16 protein-coding genes are annotated in these 18241 nt (G+C 71.3%); 4 read left to right on the top strand and 12 right to left on the bottom strand.

Annotation, left to right across the window (positions count from 1 at the left end; genetic code table 11):
* Positions 1-63 precede the first annotated feature (63 nt).
* The 4 genes from ACIQHQ_RS07715 to ACIQHQ_RS07700 form a co-directional block, all read right to left on the bottom strand.
* A complete protein-coding gene (locus tag ACIQHQ_RS07715) occupies positions 64-807 on the bottom strand; it encodes an IclR family transcriptional regulator (protein ID WP_402610828.1) in 744 nt (247 codons plus the stop codon).
* Positions 804-2174, bottom strand: a complete 1371-nt coding sequence (locus tag ACIQHQ_RS07710; RefSeq protein WP_402610827.1) for an alpha/beta hydrolase family protein — start codon at positions 2172-2174, stop codon at positions 804-806. Before ACIQHQ_RS07710 ends, ACIQHQ_RS07715 begins: the two co-directional genes overlap by 4 nt.
* On the bottom strand, positions 2171-3517 hold the full coding sequence (locus tag ACIQHQ_RS07705; protein ID WP_402610826.1) for an MFS transporter: 1347 nt from the start codon (positions 3515-3517) through the stop codon (positions 2171-2173). The genes ACIQHQ_RS07710 and ACIQHQ_RS07705 overlap by 4 nt, the downstream gene beginning before the upstream one ends.
* 80 nt (positions 3518-3597) lie before the next feature.
* Positions 3598-4023 (bottom strand): MarR family winged helix-turn-helix transcriptional regulator, encoded by a 426-nt coding sequence (locus ACIQHQ_RS07700; RefSeq protein WP_402611600.1) that lies wholly within the window; start codon positions 4021-4023, stop codon positions 3598-3600.
* 189 nt (positions 4024-4212) lie between these two features.
* Between ACIQHQ_RS07700 and ACIQHQ_RS07695 the strand changes: the two genes are divergently transcribed.
* Genes ACIQHQ_RS07695 through ACIQHQ_RS07680 form a run of 4 tightly spaced genes read left to right on the top strand, consistent with a single transcriptional unit; the run spans position 4213 to position 7994 of the window.
* Positions 4213-5130 carry an SDR family NAD(P)-dependent oxidoreductase gene (locus tag ACIQHQ_RS07695; protein ID WP_402610825.1) on the top strand — a complete coding sequence of 306 codons (918 nt, stop codon included), beginning with the start codon at positions 4213-4215 and terminating at the stop codon, positions 5128-5130.
* 11 nt (positions 5131-5141) lie between these two features.
* Positions 5142-6017, top strand: coding sequence for an amidohydrolase family protein (locus ACIQHQ_RS07690; protein WP_402611599.1), 876 nt, complete (start codon positions 5142-5144; stop codon positions 6015-6017).
* Between the two features lie 10 nt (positions 6018-6027).
* On the top strand, positions 6028-7530 hold the full coding sequence (locus ACIQHQ_RS07685) for a long-chain fatty acid--CoA ligase (RefSeq protein WP_402610824.1): 1503 nt from the start codon (positions 6028-6030) through the stop codon (positions 7528-7530).
* A gap of 8 nt (positions 7531-7538) precedes the next feature.
* Positions 7539-7994 carry a MaoC family dehydratase gene (locus tag ACIQHQ_RS07680; protein ID WP_402610823.1) on the top strand — a complete coding sequence of 152 codons (456 nt, stop codon included), beginning with the start codon at positions 7539-7541 and terminating at the stop codon, positions 7992-7994.
* Here ACIQHQ_RS07680 and ACIQHQ_RS07675 read toward each other — a convergent pair.
* The 8 genes from ACIQHQ_RS07675 to ACIQHQ_RS07640 form a co-directional block, all read right to left on the bottom strand.
* Complete coding sequence (locus ACIQHQ_RS07675; protein ID WP_402610822.1) at positions 7985-8812, bottom strand: PaaX family transcriptional regulator C-terminal domain-containing protein; 828 nt, start codon at positions 8810-8812, stop codon at positions 7985-7987. The two genes, ACIQHQ_RS07680 and ACIQHQ_RS07675, sit on opposite strands and share 10 nt — an antisense overlap.
* Before the next feature lie 191 nt (positions 8813-9003).
* On the bottom strand, positions 9004-10836 hold the full coding sequence (locus tag ACIQHQ_RS07670) for a LamG-like jellyroll fold domain-containing protein (RefSeq protein WP_402610821.1): 1833 nt from the start codon (positions 10834-10836) through the stop codon (positions 9004-9006).
* Between the two features lie 35 nt (positions 10837-10871).
* Entirely contained in the window at positions 10872-12851 is a 1980-nt protein-coding gene (locus ACIQHQ_RS07665) for a glycoside hydrolase family 2 TIM barrel-domain containing protein (RefSeq protein ID WP_402610820.1), read from the bottom strand.
* On the bottom strand, positions 12848-13768 hold the full coding sequence (locus ACIQHQ_RS07660; protein WP_402610819.1) for an alkaline phosphatase family protein: 921 nt from the start codon (positions 13766-13768) through the stop codon (positions 12848-12850). Before ACIQHQ_RS07660 ends, ACIQHQ_RS07665 begins: the two co-directional genes overlap by 4 nt.
* A 112-nt stretch (positions 13769-13880) precedes the next feature.
* Positions 13881-14729: a carbohydrate ABC transporter permease gene (locus tag ACIQHQ_RS07655; RefSeq protein ID WP_402610818.1), complete on the bottom strand. Its 849-nt coding sequence runs from the start codon at positions 14727-14729 to the stop codon at positions 13881-13883.
* Positions 14726-15610: a carbohydrate ABC transporter permease gene (locus ACIQHQ_RS07650; RefSeq protein WP_402610817.1), complete on the bottom strand. Its 885-nt coding sequence runs from the start codon at positions 15608-15610 to the stop codon at positions 14726-14728. Before ACIQHQ_RS07650 ends, ACIQHQ_RS07655 begins: the two co-directional genes overlap by 4 nt.
* Positions 15611-15734: 124 nt before the next feature.
* Positions 15735-17012, bottom strand: coding sequence for an extracellular solute-binding protein (locus ACIQHQ_RS07645; RefSeq protein ID WP_402610816.1), 1278 nt, complete (start codon positions 17010-17012; stop codon positions 15735-15737).
* Between the two features lie 60 nt (positions 17013-17072).
* Entirely contained in the window at positions 17073-18110 is a 1038-nt protein-coding gene (locus tag ACIQHQ_RS07640; protein WP_402610815.1) for a carbohydrate kinase family protein, read from the bottom strand.
* Positions 18111-18241: the final 131 nt, after the last annotated feature.

The following is an 18241-nucleotide window of genomic DNA, read 5'->3' as shown; positions in this document are numbered from 1 at the left end:
ACAAGGGACAGCGGACGTGGATCCACGTCGCGGGCGTCAGCGCCCGGCGCACCCCGGCAGCGCTCAGGGCTGCCACCCCAGCGCCCGCGAGATGCCACGCGCCGCCATCCGCACCGCCGGGCCCAGCACCGGGACCTGGGCGTCCGCGTGGGGCACCACGATCGACACGGCGGCGGTGACCGTGCCGTCCGCGCCGCGGACCGGCGCGGCCACGGACAGTGCGTCCTGTGTGACCTGACGGTCGCTCACCGCCACCCCCGACCTGCGCACTTCGGCGAGCGCCCGCCGCAGGCGCTCCGGTTCGGTAATCGTGTACGGGGTGAAGGACGCGAGGTCGCCCGCGCAGTACTCCTTCTGGAACACCGGGTCGCCGTGGGCCAGCAGCGCGAGGCCGACGCCGGTGGCGTGCAGCGGCCAGCGGGCGCCGACGCGGATGTGCACGCCGACGGCGGACCGGCCCGACAGCCATTCGATGTACACGACGTCCCGGCCGTCCCGGACGGCCAGCTGCACGTTCTCGTGCGTCGCCTCGTACAGGTCCTCCAGATACGGCAGCGCGATCTGCCGCAGGGCGAGGCCGCGCGGGGCCAGTGCGGCGAGCTCCCACAGCCGCAGCCCGACGTGGTAGACGCCGGACTCGTCCCGCTCCAGGGCGCCCCATCCGGTGAGCGCGCCCACCAGGCGGTGCGTGGTGGTCAGACTCAGCCCGGCCCGTCGGCTGATGTCCGTCAGGCACAGCCCCGGATGCTCGTGGTCGAAGGCCGCGAGTACGGACAGCAGTCGGTCGGGCGCGGTGGAGGCGGTCATGGCCGGGCGTCTTTCGGGTGGGCGAGGTCGTAGGGGCGCGGGTAGGCGGTCGGGCGGTACGGAACGTAGCGGGGCCCGGCCGTCGGCTCCACCGCCTTCGCACGGGAGTTGAGGGCACGGGGCGAGGCGTCCCAGCGGCCGGTGTCCAGGCGCTTCTCCACGGTGTGCAGGGCGGCCAGTGTCTCGCCCGGGGTGAAGGTGCAGTGGCCCGGGGCGTCGACGTACGCCTGGCGGAGGAGCCCGGCGGAGCCCGCCGCCGTGGCGGCCCGCCGGTAGGCGCTCTCCGACTGCACCGGTATCAGGGCGTCGCCGGTGGTGTGGATGTTCAGCTGGGGGTCGGTGAGCCGGCCGGAGAGCACGCTGGTGCCGCGCATCCACCGCACCGCCGAGGGGTCGGCGGAGATCCTGGGGGCCCGGGCCAGGGCCGAGAGGTCGGTGCGCAAGGACAGTCCCGCCTCCTTGTAGAGCTCCGTCACCTCTTTGTACAGCGGGGACCGCACGAGCATCGAGCGATAGTCGACACCCGTGTTCCAGGACGGGTTGCCGCCCGCCCGGCCCTCGGCCTCCTGCCGCCAGCTGAAGGCGGGCAGCTGGAGAAGTCCCCGGACGGCGGAGTACTGGTTGGACTGCGCGGTCTTCCAGTCGGTGGGGCCGGGCTCGGGCTGAGAGGCGTCGTTGTGGCCGGGGATGTCGTGCAGGGCCGCGGCGAGGGCGATCCGGGCCCGGCCCCCGGGGGTCTGCTGGGCCGCGTCGACCTTCGAGGTGAGCGCGTTGCCTGCGGCGACCGCCTCGGCCTGGTCCGCGAACCCCGCGAGCTTGATGCCGGAGTCCGGGGCGAGCAGCGTGCGCAGCGCGAACACCGGGTCCAAGGTGCTGTTCCAGTTGGCGACACCGCCCTGCACCAGCCCGCACATCGACAGCGACCCGTCGAAGCGGCCGGGGTGCCGCTCGGCGAGCATGCTGGTGACGAAGCCGCCGTAGGAGGTGCCCCAGGCGAGCGTGCGCCGCGCCGAGCCGAACGTCTGCGTGAACAGGTCCAGCGTGGCGAGCTGGTCGGGCACCGCCTCGGTGATCGCCCAGCCGTTCGTCGCGTAGGAGGAGCCGATCAGGGCGTAGCCCTCGGCCAGCAGCTTGTCGCGGGCGGCCGGGCCGGGCGAGTTCTGGGCCGGGTTGGGGGCTCCGGCCGGGGTGTAGCCGTGGCTGTACAGCAGCACCGTGCCGTTCCACGACGCGGGTACGTCCATCACGTACGCGGCGCCGGAAGGGAGCTCGCCCTCCAGATGGGCGCCGGTGGCGTCGACGGCCTGCGCGGGCAGCGCGGTCGCCACGGACAGGCAGGCGGTCAGGAGGACGAGGCGGATCCTCACCGCGGGGTCCCTTCCAGGGCGGGGGCGGCGGCGGGGGTGTCCAGCGCGTCCGTGTGGGTCTCGCGCAGCCGCCACACGGTGACCGCGGTGATCGCCGCGCCCGCGCACAGCAACAGCGACACCGGAGTGCTGCCGCCGCCGAAGGAGGCCAGGAGGCTGCCGGCGATCAGCGGGGAGAACCCGGCGCCGATCAGGGTCGCCCCCTGGTAGCCGAGGGAGGCGCCGGTGTAGCGGACGCGGGTGCCGAACATCTCGGTGAGCAGGGCGCCCAGCGGCCCGTACATCGTGGACTGGGCGACGCCGTGGCCGAGCGCCAGGGCGAGGATCAGCAGGCCGGGGGAGCCGGAGTCGACCAGGGCCAGCACCGGGAAGGAGAGCGCCGCCGCGGCGACGGCACCGGCGAGGACGACGGGCCGGCGCCCGACCCGGTCCGACAGCGTGGACGCGGCCGGCAGGACGACGAGGGCCACGCAGGAGGCGATGGTGACCGCCGTCAGTACCTGCGGGCGGGTGTATCCCTCGTCGACGGCGTAGGAGATCATGAAGCTCGTCAGCAGGGACTGCGCGGTGAACGCGCCGATGCCGACACCGGCGGCCAGCAGCACCGGCTTCGGGCGGCGCAGCACCTCCACGATCGGAGGCCGGTCCACCGGCTCCCTCCTGGCCTGTGCGAACAGCGGGCTTTCCGCCACCTTCAGCCGCACGAACAGGCCCACGCCCAGCAGCACGATGCTCAGCAGGAACGGCACCCGCCAGCCCCAGGAGCGGAACTCCTCGTCCGGCAGGGCGGCGACGAGGGTGACCACACCGGCCGACAGCACGGAACCGAGCGGCGCGCCGAGCTGGGTGAAGCTGGACCACAGGCCACGCCGGGACCCCTGCGTGTGCTCGGCGTGCTCGACGACCATCAGCATCGCGCCGCCCCACTCGCCGCCGATCGCGATGCCCTGCACCACGCGCAGGGCGACCAGCAGCACCGGCGCCCAGACGCCGATGGTGTCGTACGTCGGCAGAAGGCCGATGAGGAAGCTGCCGGACCCCATCAGGACCATGGTCAGCAGCATCATCGACTTGCGGCCCAGCCGGTCGCCGAAGTGCCCGAAGAGGATGCCGCCGAGCGGCCGGGCGAGATAGCCCGCGGCGAAGGTGCCGAACGCCGCGACGGTGCCGACCGCCGGGTCGGCCCGTGGGAAGAACAGCTCGCCGAACACGAGCGCGGCGACGGTGCCGTAGACGAGGAAGTCGTAGAACTCGACGGTCGTGCCGAGTAGGCCGGACACGGCGACGCGGCGCAACTGGCGTGAATCGGGGGAGGGTTGGGCGGCTGACGGGGCAGGCTGCACGGTGGGCTCCCTGAGGACGGGGCGCGGTTGGTCCGTGAAGTTATGCATCCATCGTGCAGCCGTCAATCATTCGCACAACATCAGTTCAGGCCGTCCTCCGCGATCCGCAGCAGCAGCGCGTGCAGGGTCTCCCGCTCGGCCGGGTCCAGCGGGCCGAGCAGTTCGCCGGTCACCCGCAGGCCGGCCTCGTCGGTGTCGCGGAGGAAACCGCGGCCGCTCTCGGTCAGGGCGACGATCCGGCTGCGGCGGTCGTCGGGGGAGGGGCGGCGCTCGGCGAAGCCCAGCTTCTCCAGGTCGTCGACCAGGCCGACGATCGCACTCGGGTCGTACCCGAGCCGTGCGCTCAGTTCCCGTTGCAGCGCGCCGTCGGTGGTGGCGAGGAAGCGCAGCACCGCGTAGTGGCGCAGGCGCAGGCCCGACTCCTGCAGGCAGGCGTTGAACAGCTGCCCCGAGCGCAGGCCCAGGCGGTACAGCAGGTAGCCCGTGTCGGCGTGCAGTCCGCGCATCCACGGCTCGTGGGCGTCGATGGGCTTCGCGGAGACGTTCTGGCGTGTGATGGCGGACTCCCTGTGCTCGGTGCTGCGTCCTGGTGATTCCAGCATCCCGCACCCGAAGGTCGCCAACAACTATTGACGACAACAATTATTGCTCTTAGCTTCGATCTCGCAGTCGACCCCGTGCGAAGGGACCCACCCGTGCCCAGCATCGATCTCTCCGGCAAGGCCGCCGTCGTCACCGGCAGCGGCCGGGGCCTCGGCCTCGCCTACGCCCACGCCCTGGCCGCCCACGGCGCGTCCGTGGTGGTCAACGACGTCGACGAGGCGGTGGCCGAGGCGGCCGTGAAGTCCATCGCGGAAGCGGGCGGCAAGGCCGTCGCCGAAGTCGTCCCCGTCGGCACCTCCGAGGCCGCCGAGCGGCTGGTCAACCGTGCGGTCGAGGAGTTCGGGAGGCTGGACGTCCTCGTCACCAACGCGGGCATCCTGCGCGACAAAGTCCTGTGGAAGATGACCGACGAGGACTTCGACGCGGTCCTCACCACCCACCTCAAGGGCACCTTCACCTGTGCCCGCGCCGCCGCCGTGCGGATGCGCGAGCAGGGCGAGGGCGGCTCGCTGATCCTGGTCGGCTCCCCGGCCGGACAGCGCGGCAACTTCGGTCAGACGAACTACGCCGCCGCCAAGGCCGGCATCGCGGCGATGGCCCGCACCTGGTCGATGGAGCTGGGCCGCGCGAACATCACGGTCAACGCGATCGTGCCGGTCGCCGCCACCGCGATGACCGAGACCATCCCGGCCTTCGCCCCGTACGTCGACGCCATGAAGAACGGCGAGCCGCTGCCGGACTTCCTGCGCAAGGGCGAGGGCTTCGGCACCCCCGAGGACTGCGCGGCCCTGGTCCCCTTCCTGGCGTCGGAGGCCGCCCGGGGCGTCACCGGCCAGTGCGTCGGCATCGGCGGTGACAAGGTGGCACTCTGGTCGCATCCGCAGGAGATCAGGACGGCCTACGCCGACGGCGGCTGGACCCCGGACACGCTGGCCGGCGCCTGGCCCACCTCGGTCGGTGCCGAGCTCCAGTCGGTCGGCATCCCGGCGCCGAAGTTCCCGGAGGCGTGATGGACCCCGTGATGGACCTGGAGTCACTGGTCGCGATCGACGTCCACACCCACGCCGAGGTGTCCTCCAAGGGGCACTCCTCCCTGGACGACGACCTGCACGACGCCTCCTCGGCCTACTTCAAGGTCGAGGGCAAGCGGAAACCGACCCTGGAGGAGACCGCCGCGTACTACCGCGAGCGGAACATGGCCGCGGTGATCTTCACGGTCGACGCCGAGTCCGCCACCGGCACGGCGCCCGTCCCCAACGAGGAGGTCGCCGAGGCCGCCGCCGCCAACGCCGACGTCCTCATCCCCTTCGCCTCCGTCGACCCCTTCCGGGGCAGGGCGGGCGTCAAGCGGGCCCGGCGCCTGGTCGAGGAGTACGGGGTGAAGGGCTTCAAGTTCCACCCCAGCATCCAGGGCTTCTTCCCCAACGACCGCGCGGTGGCGTACGACCTGTACGAGGTGATCGAGGAGACCGGCGCGATCGCCCTGTTCCACACCGGTCAGACGGGCATCGGCGCCGGCGTCCCCGGCGGGGGCGGGATCAGGCTGAAGTACTCCAACCCCCTCCACGTGGACGACGTCGCGGCCGACTTCCCGCACCTGAAGATCATCCTGGCGCACCCGTCCTTCCCCTGGCAGGACGAGGCCCTGGCCGTCGCCACACACAAGCCGGGCGTGCACATCGACCTGTCCGGCTGGTCGCCGAAGTACTTCCCGCCGCAGCTCGTGCAGTACGCGAACACCCTGCTGAAGGACAAGGTCCTCTTCGGCTCCGACTTCCCCGTCCTCACCCCCGACCGCTGGCTCGCCGACTTCGGCAAGCTGACGATCAAGGACGAGGTCCGGCCGAAGATCCTCAAGGAGAACGCGGCCCGCCTGCTCGGGCTGACGAAACCGTAAGGGGCGTGACATGCGCAACGAGGGACTGGGGTCATGGCCCGCACGCCGGGCCCGCAAGACCCCGCACCGCACCGCCCTGATCCACGGCGGGTCCGCCACCGACTACGGCACGCTCCACGCCCGCACCACCCGACTGGCCCACGCCCTGCGCGCCCGGGGCGTGCGCCGCGGCGACCGCATCGCCTACCTCGGCCCGAACCACCCCTCCTACCTGGAGACCCTGTTCGCGGCCGGCACCCTCGGCGCGGTCTTCGTCCCGCTCAACATCCGCCTCGCCGGACCGGAGATCGCCTACCAGCTCGCCGACTCCGGAGCCCGGGCCCTCGTCTACGGCCCGTCCTACGCCGGTCTGGTCGCGGGCCTGCCCGGCAGCACGGACGTCCGCGTCTACCTGGAGGCCGGCGCCGAGTACGAGGCGGCCGTAGCCGAGGCACCCGGGGAGCCGATCGACGAACCGGTCGGTGCCGACGACACCTGCATCATCATGTACACCTCGGGCACGACCGGCCGCCCCAAAGGCGCCATGCTCACCCACGGCAACCTCACCTGGAACGCGATCAACGTCCTCATCGACCATGACCTGGTCGCCGACGAACGAGCTCTGGTCTCCGCCCCGCTGTTCCACACCGCCGGCCTGAACATGCTGACGCTCCCCGTCCTGCTGAAGGGCGGCACCTGCGTCCTGGTCGAGGCCTTCGACCCGGACGCCACCTTCGACCTCATCGAACGGCACCGCATCACCTTCATGTTCGGCGTGCCCACGATGTTCGACCAGGTGGCCCGCCACCCGCGCTGGCCGGACGCGGACCTGTCCTCGCTGCGCATCCTCACCTGCGGCGGCTCTCCGGTGCCCACCCATCTGATCGCGGCGTACCAGGAGCGCGGTCTGACCTTCCTCCAGGGCTACGGCATGACCGAGGCCGCTCCCGGCACGCTCTTCCTCGACGCAGAACACGCCCTCGCCAAGGCGGGTTCCGCGGGCGTGCCGCACTTCTTCAGCGACGTCCGCGTCGTCCGGCCCGACCTGACCCCGGTCGACGCCGGCGAGGTGGGCGAGATCGTGGTGCGCGGCCCGCACGTCATGCCCGGCTACTGGGGACTGCCCGAGGAGACGGCCGCCTCCTTCACGGACGGCTGGTTCCGCAGCGGGGACGCCGCCCGGGTCGACGAGGACGGCTACGTCCACATCGTCGACCGCATCAAGGACATGATCATCTCGGGTGGGGAGAACATCTACCCCGCCGAGATCGAGGACCGGCTCCTCGCCCACCCGGACATCGTCGAGTGCGCGGTGATCGGCGTGCCGGACGACAAGTGGGGCGAGGTCCCGCGCGCCGTCGTCGTGCCCCGCGAGGGCTCCGCCCTCGACCCCGACGAGGTGCTCGCCTCCCTCGCCGGCCACCTCGCCAAGTACAAGATCCCCAAGTCGGTGGTCCTCGCGGACGCACTTCCGCGCACCGCCTCCGGAAAACTCCTCAAGTCCCGTGTCCGTACCCGATACGGCAAGCAGTAAGGAACCGCATGAGCCTCACGGTCAACGGCCTCGACGAACTCAAGAAGCTCGCCGGCGGCGACCTCGGCACCAGCGAGTGGATCGAGGTCACTCAGGAGCGCATCGACACCTTCGCCGACGCAACGGGCGACCACCAGTGGATCCACGTGGACCCCGAGCGTGCCAAGGAGGGCCCCTTCGGCGCCCCCATCGCGCACGGCTACCTCACGCTCTCCCTCTTCATCCCCCTGTTCACCGAGCTGCTGGACGTCCAGGGTGTGACGACGAAGGTCAACTACGGCCTCAACAAGGTGCGTTTCCCGGCACCGGTGAAGGCCGGCTCCCGCATCCGGCTGGTGGCCAGGCTCGCCGAGGTCGAGGACGTGCCGGGCGGTGCGCAGATCACCGTCGAGGGCACCATCGAGATCGAGGGCGGCACCAAGCCGGCCGCGGTGCTGCAGAGCCTGTCCCGGTTCTACGCCTGAGGCCGCACGGGCACCAGGTCCAGCAGGCGTTCCGAGGCGTCGCGGGCGAGTGGCGAAAGCCGCTCGTGCACGGCCCGGAACGTCTTCTCGGCCTGCTCCGCCGGCCAGTCGTCCGGCAGATGCCCGACGGGCAGCCGCGGGTCGCGCCGAACGATCCGGAGCCACTCCGTCTGCAGGCGCAGACGCAGCACGAGGGCGTCGTCGGCGTCCGGCAGGTCGTCCTCCCAGGGCTGCCAGCGCCGCACGAACCCCTCGTAGCGCCCGGCCAGGTCGGCCAGCTCCCAGGTCTCCTCGATCATCTGGCCGATGTCCGTGCCCGTGTCCGCGTGCGCCCGGAAGACCTTGACGTGCGCGGACAGGCCGAGCTCGGCGACCAGGGCCGACACGTCGGCCTCGCCGGGGGCGATCCACAGGCCGTTGAAGAGCGGACCGAAGCCGCTCCAGGTCAGCTGGGAGCGCAGGTCGTGGCGCTGGCGCTGCCAGGACTCCGGAAGGGAGAAGCCGAGCAGGGTCCAGGTGCCGTCCCACTGCCGGTTGACGGCCCCCGTCCGCCAGATGCGCTGCTCGCCGTCGCGCAGCACCGCCTCCGAGCGTTCGGTCAGCCCGAAGTACATACGGCGGCCCTCGCGCTGGCGGCGCAGCAGGTCACGGCCCGCCATGCGGCTCAGCGTGGAGCGGGTGGCCTGCTCGCCGATCCCGGCACGGGCGAACACGTCGATGACGCTGCCCGAGTACACGCACACGTCACGGCCGAGCACCTGGTCGCCCAGGAACGTCAGCATCAGGGACTGGGGCCGCAGCGGCTCTTCACCGGTCACGCGGCCCACCGTACCTCCGCTCGATCAGTCCGTGACCTGCTGGTACACGAGGGTCACGAACCCTGGACGTCGACGAACACGGGGTTCGAGCAGAACCACGTGTCCGCCCACGGATCACCGTTCCCGGGCGGGTGCGGGACCGGCCCGTGCGGGTCGGCCGAGGCGCCGGGACAGCCCGGGCCGTCGGGATCTCAGTGATTCATGAAGGAGGTGACGGGCAGCGCCCGGGCGACGATCCGGACGTCGCCCAGCCGGCCGTGGAGGATCTGGTCGATCTTGCCGCCGTACTCGTAGCCGCCGAGCAGCCACGGCAGGCCGACGGAGGTGATGCCGACGGAGGGCGCCTTGGGGTTGCGGACCACCGGGCAGCCCTCGACGTACAGCGTGGTGTGCCGCCCGTCGTTGACGACCGCGAGGTGCCACCAGGTCTCCAACGGCGTCTCCTGGCCCCAGTTGGTGGCGATGCCCTGCTGGTTGAGCGGGCGCATCGCCCACTGCGGCTCACGGTCGTTGGACAGCGACAGCGTGGCCAGCGGCTCGTCCGGGTCGTCGGCGGTCTTCCCGGCGGCGCCGCCCGTGCCCGTGCGGGAGACCAGGCCCGACCAGGCGTGGTGACCCGGGTCCCAGTCGGCGGGCAGGCGGTAGAACGCCTCGATGGTGTAACCGTCCTCCAGGGTGGCCCTGTTGAGCGGGGCGCCGTCGACCGTGCGCAGGTAGGCGCCCTTCAGCGGCGATTTGCTGCCCTGGAACTCCAGGCTGCCGTGGCCCGGCTGGTCGGGGTGGTGGTCCGCCGACCAGCCCAGGGCGCCGCCGCCGACCGTGACGAGGGACAGGTCGTTGCCCCGCCCCGACAGGTCACGGACCGTGCCGGCCGTGCCGTCGACGGGCTTGTCGAAGCGCCAGTACGCCATCGTGCCCGGGACGAGCAGCTTCGAGGCGGGTCTGGCCGGACGGGCGGGCACGGGCGCGAAACCGGAGAAGCGCCGGTCGAAGTCGATCTCGACGGAGAACCGGTCGGCGTCGCCGCTCAGCTCCATCTCCTGCCGCTCCAGCGCGTTGACGCCCTCCCCGGCCCGGCCGAGGATCCAGGGGGAGACCGTCTCCACGTCGATGACCTCGCGGTCCAGGTCGAAACGGTAGAGGCGGATCATCCCCGCACCGCCGAAATAACGGTTCTGGTAGTTCGTCAGATGCAGATGGACATCATGTCCGGCGGCGTTCTTCCGGGTCGCGCGGGCCGCGGGCCAGTAGTGGCCGTTGAGGGTGAGGAAGATCTGGTCGTGGTCCTCGATCAGCCGGTCCCACAGGTGCTGCCCGTAGTCCGACAACGTGTCGTCCTCGGCGACCAGTTCGTGTGTCGTGAGGATCACCGGTGTCCTCGGGTGCTGCGCCAGGACGCCCTTGGCCCACGCGCAGCCCTGCGGCGACAGCCGCCAGTCCAGCGCCAGCACGAGCCACGGCCGGCCGCCCGCCGTGAACAGGTGGAAGGAGTTGTAGCCGTCCGGGGACGCCCCGCCGAACGTCCGCTGCCCCCTGAACCGCCGCGGCCCGAACGCGTCCAGGTACGGGGTGGTGCCGCGCTGGTCGGTCGTCGACGACTTCACGTCGTGGTTGCCGGCCAGGACGCTGTAGCCGACACCCCGCCGGTCCAGCAGCCCGAACGCCTCACCGATCGCGGCGAACTCCTCCTTCGCGCCGTTCTGCGTGAGGTCACCCAGGTGGGAGAGGAAGACGATGTTGTCCTGTCCGCCGCGCTCCAGCAGATAGCGCAACGAGGCCTCGACCGGCGCCTTGTCGATGCTCGGGCCGTCGAAGAGGTACTGGGTGTCCGGCATCACGGCGAGCGTGAACCGGCGGCTGTCGGGGTCGGGGCGCCACGCCGAGGCCGCCGCCTCGGCGGCGGCCGGCAACGCGGTCACCGCCGCCGCGCTCGCGCCGAGCAACGCCGTCGCACGCAGGAAACCGCGTCGTCCGGCACCGGCCTGGGGCGCCTCGCCCAGGTCGTGGTCATGCGAAATGCACACGGGTGCTCCATGAGGTGACTTGAGTGGGAGGGAAGTCAGAGAACGCGCAGCGTCCAGCTCCAGCGATGGACACCCGCCGCGACGAGGCAGGAGGCGAAGGTGTCGGGCCCGCACGAGGCCGTGCCGAGCCCGCGGTGCGCCGCGTCGATGTGCACCACGCAGCCGGCCCGCGGCACCAGTTCGTCATGATGGGCGACGGCGGCGAGATCGGCCGCGCGATGCCGCGTCACACAGACCTGGCGGGCCCGGTCCAGCCGCACCGCGAGGCCGGTGGCGTCCGGCGCGGACAGGGTGAACCGCCGTACGCCGTGCCGTCCGCCGCTCTCCTGAGGCCGCAGGTAGGGCGTGAACAGCTCGTCCACCGGCAGGCAGTGGTGACCGACGGGCGCGCCCGCGGCCCGGTCCGGATACGACTCCCAGGGGCCCCGGCCGAACCACTCCAGCAGATTCAGCCCGGCGACCGTCTCGAACACGGTTCCCACCCGGGCCACGTCGTACAGCGTCTCGGGCAGCTCGGCGCTCTCCTCGACGAGCAGCCCGCCCTCCACGGCCGTCAGCACCTGTTCGTGCCGGACGGTTCCGCCGGTGCAGAGGTAGTCGGACACCACGGTGACCCGGCCAGGGTCGCGCCGCGTGGAAACGACGGTGCGCAGGGGTGCCTCCAGCCCCCACTCGCGCCAGCGTGCCGCCATGCCGCCCAGTTCGTCGTTGTCGGTCGGCGCCCGCCACAGGGACAGTGTGGGCGCGGCCGTCAGCAGGGGATGGACCAGCAGGCCGTCCTCGTCGACCTCGACCGAGCCGTCCGGGACCCGGGTGTGCACCGGCGGGAGCGCCGCCCGCAGCCGCACCTGCGGCAGGCACACGACCGTGCCGCGCGGCGCCCACGGCTCGTCACGGGCCGTCGTGACCCGCAGGGTCAGCCACGCCTCACCACCGTCCTCGGGCAGCGTGAAGGGCAGCGGCACCGCGGCCGTCTCACCCGGCCGCAGGGCGGGCAGCTCGGCGGGGGCCGTCAGGGTGATGCCGTCGGCGAGGGACAGCTCCCACTCGCCGCACAGCCAGTCCAGGCTCCGGAAGTGCTGGTGGTTGCCCATGACGACGCCCTCGTGCCGGAAGGACTCGAGCCGCACCGGCGCGGCGATCTCCCGGTGCTCGAACATCACGGGCTTGGGGGTGCGGTCGGGGAAGACGACCCCGTCGGCGATGAAGGCGCCGTCGTGGTCCGTCTCGCCGAAGTCGCCGCCGTACGCCCAGCGGTGTCCGGGCGCGGCGACACCGTTGTCATAGAGCCCGGCGCCCCCACGCCCGGCCGGTCTGCCGTCGTTCACACGCTGGAGGATGCCGTGGTCCCGGAACTCCCAGATGAACCCGCCCTGAAGACCCGGGGTGGCCTCGATGGCCGCCCAATGGTCCGCCAGCGTGCCGTTGCTGTTGCCCATGGCGTGCGAGTACTCGCACTGGATGAGCGGCTTGGTCTGGGCGCCGGACAGGGCGTGCGCCAGGCACTCCTCCAGCGGGGCGTACATCGGGCAGGCGATGTCGGAGGCCAGGTCAGGATCCGCCCAGCCGCGCTTGGCCGCACCCTCGTACTGCACGATCCCGGTGGGCCGCCCGTCCACGTGCACCAGCAGCACGCTCTCGGCGGCCCCCACCCGCAGCACGATCCGCAGCCCGGTCCACTCGGCCGGCACGTCCACGGCACGCTCGTACACCCCGGTCGGATTCGCGGCGGGCACGTGCGGCGGGAACTCGGCGAACGGCATGCGGACGTTGAGGTACCGGGGGAGATCGTCCGTGCCCTGCATGGTCCACACGCCGGGGACGTACGACGACGACCAGACCTCCCCGACCGGGGAGTCCGGCGCGGGCAGCAGCTGGAAGCGCCAGTCGCCGTCCAGGCAGACGGCTCCGGCACGCCGGTCGACGGCGTTCATCGGCAGCCGCCCCCAGGAGGTCACCTCGGGTGACTCCCAGGGGCGCAGGGCGAGCAGGGGATCGGGAGGCGCGTCGGTCATGACCGTTCCGAGGTTCGTGGGGTGGGCCGGGGCAGGACGCGCCCCTGCAGGCCCCAGGCGGGGTCCACGGGGATGCCGAGACGGTCCAGGACGGTGGGGGCGATGTCGATGAGCCGGGGTGTGTCGAGCCGGGTGCCTGCGGGCCCGCCCGGTTCGGACAGGACGACGAAGATCTCCCGCTCGGCGCGCGAGTCGCCGCCGTGGCCACCGGAGTCGAGGTGACCGTGGTCCGTCGTGACCAGCACGGTCCACCGCTCCCGCGCGCGGCCCGGATCCGCGCGCCGGGCGTCGATCGCCTCCAGCAGCCGCCCGAGGTGGGCGTCCTGGGCGAGGAGGGCCCGGTCGTAGGCGGGCGACAGGGGGCCCGTGGCGTGGCCGGCCTCGTCGGTGGCGCCGAAGTACACGAACAGGACGTCCGGGTCGGACGTGGCGAGCCAGCGCAGGGCGGTGCGGGCGACGCGGTGGTCTGCGGTTTCGTAGCCTCTGGATTCGCCGTTGTGGCGCACACGCCGGCCGATGGCCCGGCCGAGGGTGCCGCGGCGGACCAGGGCGGGCCAGGACACCGCGGCCGCCGTGCGCAGACCCGGCCGGGCGGTGGCCGCGCGGGTCAGGAAGTCGGGGTAGCGGGCGTAGTCGGCGCCTTTGAAGTCGTTGCCGGTGACCCCGTGCCGGTCGGGCCACACCCCGGTCAGCACACTCGACCAGCCGGGTCCGGAGTCGGTGTAGGCCCTGCCGTCCGAAGGCCCGTCGTCGGCTCGGCCGTAGGGCAGCAGGCTCGTGCCGTGGGCCCCCGTGGCCATCAGGCCGTGCAGCACGGGCGCGGTGGAGGGGGACCGGGCCAGCCGGTCGAAGCGCAGGCCGTCCATGCCGACGACCAGTACCTTGGCGCGTCGGCCCCCGGGGTTGACGTCCGTCACTGGGGTGCCCTCCTTGTGTGACTCCTGCGAGTTCGAGACCGTCAGCCGGCTCTGGGCCGCGCGTGCGCCGTGGCCGGCCGCGCAGCAGCGTGCCCCTTCCGGGCACTCCCGGTCAGCTGCCCTGCACGGCTCCTTCGGTGGCCCCCGCGATGAACCCGCGGGCGAAGATCGTGAAGACCACGACCAGCGGCACGGACGCCATGAGCACACCGGCCATGACCATGCTGTAGTCGGTGGTGTGGCCGACGTGGAGCTGGGCCAGCGCCACCTGGAGAGTGAGGTGGGTGGGGTCGTTGAGCACGACGAGCGGCCAGATGTAGTCGTTCCAGGCGCCGACGAAGGCGTAGATGGCGAGGAAGGACAGGGCAGGCCTGATCATCGGCAGCACGATGTTCCAGTACTGCCGGAAGAAGCCCGCGCCGTCGATGCGCGCGGCGTCGAGCAGTTCGTCCGGCACGCCGTTCTCGATGTACTGGCGCAGCCAGAAGATGCCGAAGGCGTTGGCGAGGGCCGGCAGGATGAGCGCCTTGAGGGTGCCGACCCAGCCGATGTCGGACATGAGGATGAACTGCGGGAGCACGGCCAGCTGGAGCGGGAGCATCATGAACCCCACCAGCAGGGCGAACAGCACCTTGCGGCCGGGGAAGTCGAACTTGGCGAAGGCGAACGCGGCCAGGGAGTCGACGAACAGCACCAGCACGGTGGTGACGGACGCGACGACGACCGTGTTCGTCATCGACCCGAAGAAGTCGATGGTGTCCAGCACGTGCCGGATGTTCTCCAGCAGGTGCGAACCGAAGGTGAGCTTCGGCGGGCTCTTGTAGATGTCCTCGGTGGTGTTGGTCGCCATGACGATCGTCCACACGAACGGGAAGACCGAGACCAGGACGGCCAGGACGAGGACGATGTGCGCGGTCAGGCCCTTGGGACGCCGTGACCGCCTCGGGACCACTGCGGTCATGACTTCCTCCCGCGCTGGACGACACGCCAGTTGACGACGACCAGCACCATGATCAGTACGAAGAAGGCCCACACGATGGCCGCGCCGTAGCCGTAGTCGTTGTTGACGAAGGCCGACTGGTAGAAGTACAGCAGCGTGGTCAGGCCCGCCTGGCCGGGACCGCCGAGATTCGGGTTGGCCGCGTTGCTGCCGAACAGGACCTGGGGCTCGCTGAAGCTCTGCAGGCCGTTGATGGTCGAGATGATGACCGTGAACAGGATGATGGGCCGCATGATCGGCATGGTGATCTGGAAGAACGTACGGATCGGCCCGGCACCGTCCAGCTTGGCCGCCTCGTAGACCTGGGCCGGGATGGCCTGGAGGCCGGCCAGATAGATGATCATGTTGTAGCCGGTCCACATCCAGGTCATCAGCAGCGCGATGACCAGTTTGATCAGCCACGGATTGCTCAGCCACGGCACGGGCGGGACGCCGACCGTGCCCAGGATCGCGTTGACCAGACCGAAGTTGTTGCTGAACACCGCGCCGAAGAAGATCGAGACGGCGACGATCGAGGTGACGTTCGGTACGTAGAGCGCGATGCGGTAGAAGCCCTTGAAGCGGCGCACCGAATGCAGCAGCGTCGCCAGCACCAGGGCGCCGAAGAGCGTGGGGACGGTGGACAGGACCCAGATCACCAGGGTGTTGCGGATCGACAGCCAGAAGACCGGGTCGTCCCAGAGGAACCGGAACTGCTGAAGTCCCACGAACTGGATGGTGCCCATGCCGTCCCAACGCTGGAAGGCGAGGTACAGCGAGTAGAAGACCGGGAGGAACGAGAAGGCGCCGAAGATCAGGAAGAAGGGCGAGATCGCCAGGTACTGCCGCCAGTGGGACAGCACCCCGCGACGCCTCGGCCGCACGGCGCCCGGGGGCGGCGTGCGCCGCGGGCGGAAGCGGGCCGGGCCGGTTCCCCCGTGGTGCCGGGGCACCGCGGGGGAACCGGTGACCGGAGGGGACGACACCTCAGTTCACCCCCTGCCGCCGGGCGATCTGCCTGGCCTGCGCGACCGCGTCCTTCCAGGCCGCCTCCGGCTTCTTGCCCTTGGCCTCGATGCTGCTCAGCTCGGTGAAGTAGGGGGCCATGACGGCGGCGTCGGCGGGCGCCTCGTAACTGGCCGGGATGGCCTTCGCGGCGGGGCCGAACACCTCGATGACCTTCTGCCCGCCGAAGAAGGGGTCGCCGCCCGTCATGGCCGGCATGGTGTACGCCTCCGGCGCGGCCGGGAAGATGGCGGCGTCGGTGAAGCCGCGGGCGTCGTTCTCCGGGCTGAGGATCCAGCTGATGATCTTGAATGCCTCTTCGGGGTTGCGGCACTGCTTGGGCAGGGCCAGGTAGGAGCCGCCCTGGTTGGCCGGCCCGCCGGGCGTGGCGCAGACGCGCCACTTGCCCTTGGTCTTCGGGGCGGCCTGCTCGATGTCCAGGGCGTGCCAGGCCGCGCCGAGTTCGGTGGTCAGGGTCTTGCCGATGGCGGCGTTCCAGGTGTTGTCGTTGATCTTGGCGTCGAGGCCCAGGGTGTAGGGGCGTATCGCCGTGTCCCACGCCGTGCGGATGTGGTCCTGGTCGCCGATGAAGTGGTTGTCCTTGTCGATGAACCGCTGGGTGCCCTGCCCGACCGCGATGGTGAAGACCGAGCCGATGTTGTTGACGAGGTAGGTGCCGGGCACCTTCTCGCGCAGCTCGGTGCCGAGTGCGAAGTACTCCTCCCAGGTCCCGGTCCGGGCGGCGACCTTGTCGGGGTCGGTGGGCAGTCCGGCCCTGTCCAACAGGTCCGCGCGGTAGAAGAGCGCGGTGGGCCCGATGTCGATCGGGAAGCCGATCTGCCTGCCGTCCTCGGTCCGGGCCAGCTTGGTCTTCCAGGCCAGGTACCGGGACGCGATCTTCTCGAAGCCGAGGTCGTTCAGATCGAGGAAGCGGTTCGCGTTGGGCAGGAAGGACGCCATGTCCTCGCCCTTGATGCCGGTGATGTCGGGCACGGAGGCGCCCGCCGCGAGGGTGGTCGTCAGCTTCTGCTTGAAGTCGCCGCCGATGGAGGCGGCGGTCAGCTTCACCCGGCCGCTGAAGTGCGTCTTCGCCTCGGCGACCACCTTGTCGCTGAGCGCGCCTCCCCAGTACCACAAGGTGAGGTTCTTTCCGTTCTTGCTGCCGGCCGATCCCGAGCCGCCGCCGCATGCGACGGTCAGACCGGAGGCGGCCGCGGTCAGCGCGGCGGCCTGGAGGAAGCCTCTACGAGAAAGGTCCACGGGTCACTCCTGTTGTTCCTGTTCGACATGCGGAGGGGTGGGGAGTCGGTGCCGCCTTTCTCAGGCGCGCGGACCGACGGGGGTGTGAGGGCTCGGCGGGGTGACGGGGGCGTGGCACACGGGCGGGCCGGGGTCGGCGGGGAGGCGGTCGGCCAGGAAGCCGTAGGCGCGTCGCAGTGCGGGGTCGGTCTGTGAGCGCCACCAGCGTGCGATGCCGTACCAGCCGGGCGCCGCCAGGGCACCGCCGTGGTGGCGCACGGACAGCCCGGCCGCGAGCACCGCGAACCGCAGCCGCTCCGCCAGCGGCCAGCCGCCGAGCGAGGCCGCGACGAAACTCGCACCGAAGACGTCCCCGGCGCCTGTCGCGTCCAGGACGTCGGTGTCCAGGGCCGGGACGTCGGCGTACTCACCGGTGATCTGGTCGACGGCGAGGGCGCCGTCCCCGCCCCGGGTCACCACGGCGACCGGCACCAGCTCGCAGAGCGTGCCGAGCGCGGCCACCGCGCTGTCGGTGCGGGTGTAGGCCATCGCCTCGGTCTCGTTCGGCAGGAAGGCGTGGCACAGGGCCAGCTGGTCCAGCAGGGCCGTCGGCCACTCCTGGGTGGGGTCCCAGCCGACGTCGGCGTAGATCTGCGTGCCGTTCGCGGCGGCCTTGGCGAGCCACTCGCGCGGCTCGGCCTCGAGGTGCACCAGGGCGGTCCGCGCGTCGGGCGGGTCACCCATCAGCACGTCCTGCGAGTACGGCGGCACCTGGCCGTGGGTGAGCAGGGCCCGGTCGTGGCCGTAGGCGACGGAAACGGTGACCGGGGTCGGCCAGCTGTCCGCCGTACGGCAGAGCGAGAGGTCGACGCCTTCCTGGTTGCCCAGGACATCCCGGCAGTACGCGCCGTAGAAGTCGTCGCCGAACACCGTGGCGAGGGAGGTTCTCAGACCGAAGCGGGAGGCAGCCACGGCGAGGTTGGCGATGCCGCCCGGGCCGCAGCCCATGCCCTGGGTCCAGATCTCCTCGCCCGGGGTGGGCGGCCTGCCGAGCCCCGTGAGCACGAGGTCGTAGAAGAGCAGCCCCGTCAGCAGGACATCGGGCCGGTCATCGTCCACGGATGTGTCCTCTCGCTCACGGATTCGACGGAGATCGTCAGAAGTCTTCATTCGATGACCGGAATCGTGCGCCGTGCCAGAGAGATTGGTCAATACCCGAGCAGAACTGAGCATAGAAATGATTGAAGATG

It is taken from the genome of Streptomyces sp. NPDC092370 (genome assembly GCF_044755265.1).
Classification (GTDB): domain Bacteria; phylum Actinomycetota; class Actinomycetes; order Streptomycetales; family Streptomycetaceae; genus Streptomyces.
Note: the sequence above shows the minus strand (reverse complement) of the source record. Positions and strands in the feature narration are given on the sequence as shown.

Excerpts from the sequence above, each read along its gene's own strand:
- ACIQHQ_RS07715 (WP_402610828.1), bottom strand. The coding sequence starts at position 807 with ATGACCGCCTCCACCGCGCCCGACCGACTGCTGTCCGTACTCGCGGCC.
- ACIQHQ_RS07700 (WP_402611600.1), bottom strand. The coding sequence starts at position 4,023 with ATGCGCGGACTGCACGCCGACACGGGCTACCTGCTGTACCGCCTGGGC.
- ACIQHQ_RS07690 (WP_402611599.1), top strand. The coding sequence starts at position 5,142 with ATGGACCTGGAGTCACTGGTCGCGATCGACGTCCACACCCACGCCGAG.
- ACIQHQ_RS07685 (WP_402610824.1), top strand. The coding sequence starts at position 6,028 with ATGCGCAACGAGGGACTGGGGTCATGGCCCGCACGCCGGGCCCGCAAG.
- ACIQHQ_RS07680 (WP_402610823.1), top strand. The coding sequence starts at position 7,539 with ATGAGCCTCACGGTCAACGGCCTCGACGAACTCAAGAAGCTCGCCGGC.
- ACIQHQ_RS07665 (WP_402610820.1), bottom strand. The coding sequence starts at position 12,851 with ATGACCGACGCGCCTCCCGATCCCCTGCTCGCCCTGCGCCCCTGGGAG.
- ACIQHQ_RS07655 (WP_402610818.1), bottom strand. The coding sequence starts at position 14,729 with ATGACCGCAGTGGTCCCGAGGCGGTCACGGCGTCCCAAGGGCCTGACC.